Origin of the sequence: Enterococcus sp. 10F3_DIV0382 (genome assembly GCF_002140245.1) — a bacterium.
Lineage (GTDB): Bacteria > Bacillota > Bacilli > Lactobacillales > Enterococcaceae > Enterococcus_B > Enterococcus_B lactis.
The window spans coordinates 1-1,346 of record NZ_NGMF01000011.1 but is presented as its reverse complement, the minus strand read 5'-3'; the positions used below and the strand labels follow the sequence as shown (position 1 = coordinate 1,346).

General features: G+C 28.8%; 1 protein-coding gene and 1 pseudogene. One reads left to right on the top strand and one right to left on the bottom strand.

Annotation, left to right across the window (positions count from 1 at the left end; translation table 11 throughout):
• Window positions 1-329: 329 nt before the first annotated feature.
• Window positions 330-674, top strand: a complete 345-nt coding sequence (locus tag A5849_RS14615; RefSeq protein WP_002346099.1) for a hypothetical protein — start codon at window positions 330-332, stop codon at window positions 672-674.
• 392 nt (window positions 675-1,066) lie between these two features.
• On the opposite strand, the pseudogene A5849_RS14610 reads toward A5849_RS14615, so the two are convergent.
• A pseudogene (locus A5849_RS14610) lies at window positions 1,067-1,346 on the bottom strand (transcriptional regulator); the annotation flags it as partial.

Sequence of the window (1,346 nt, the reverse complement as noted above, 5' to 3'; positions counted from 1 at the left end):
AATTTTATGAAAAGAAACGCCTAAAATAACCAAACCTGTCTCTTATACACATCTAGATGTGTATAATTAGTTCCTAGTGCTGAGAAACTAAGATGATGCCTGATAATTTTATGAAAAGAAACGCCTAAAATAACCAAACTGTGGAATATTTAAACTTTCTTAAACTATAACCTAATAAATGTGAAGAAATAATGCACAATTTCTTCACATTTATCTTCTATTCTATATACATACCAACCAACAACCCTATATACCTGTCTCTTATACACATCTAGATGTGTATAAGAGACAGTTCTCACGGTATGAAGAAAAAGTTGCAGATTATTTCAATGATTATGAAACCATTTGATGTCTTAGTTTTAGACGAACCCTGTAGAGGATTAGATGTCGAAGCTGTTTATGTTCTGAAAAAAATAGTGGATTCGTTTAAACGCAAGGGGAAAATGATACTTATTACTAGTCATGATTTACTCTTTATTGAAGAAATATGTGACAAAATTTTAATTTTAACTCGTGGAATAGTAGTAGGAGGTGGTACTCCTGAAGAAATCAAATCCCAATATAAAAAAAATAAAATAGAAGAGGCATTTCTTGAGGCGGCATTTTTGAAAGAAAGGGAGAATGAAATTGATTGTTATCTTGAAGATTATTTCGATGTTATCGAAAGTATATAGAAATAAAATCAATCAAGTTCTAAATTCAAAAGAAAAGAGAATTGGAATGTTTCTTTCTGTTTTTATCATAATCGGAATTTCTGCTTTACTAGCAAATATTCTAACACATGATGTTGTATCTGTCTCTTATACACATCTAGATGTGTATAAGAGAATATTCTAACACATGATGTTGTATCTATTTTTTTAAATGGGAATTTAGAGATACTTTATTCTGCAAATTTAACCTATTTAATATCGCTATCAATCTTTACTTTTTCTATTTTTATTGTTTTAAAATTTCTTGATCCAGATGAATCTAAAATTTTAAAAAACTTGGATAGGTTGCCTATATCTAAATTAGCTATGTATATTGGATATTATTCTTTTCCGTTAAGCATACAGGCTGTCTCTTATACACATCTAGATGTGTATAAGAGACAGTTGTTATACATACCAATCAATATGGAATGAAAAATCTCAAAATCTTTATTTTTTTCTATTTTTCTTTCAATGTCTGATAATCTACCGTTTATGTAATTTGTTTCAAAAACAAATAAAAGAGTAGTAAAGGTTGCCATTTCAAATCTTCCCCAATCATCAACAGCTTCCAAATAATTTTTTAACTCGGATAGATATTCTTTATCAGAGTTGTTTAGTTTTCTTTCGCTATCTGCTAATTGATACCAACCA

What these genes read in the sequence shown, in the direction of transcription:
- A5849_RS14615 (WP_002346099.1), top strand. Translation starts at nt 330, where the DNA reads ATGATTATGAAACCATTTGATGTCTTAGTTTTAGACGAACCCTGTAGA.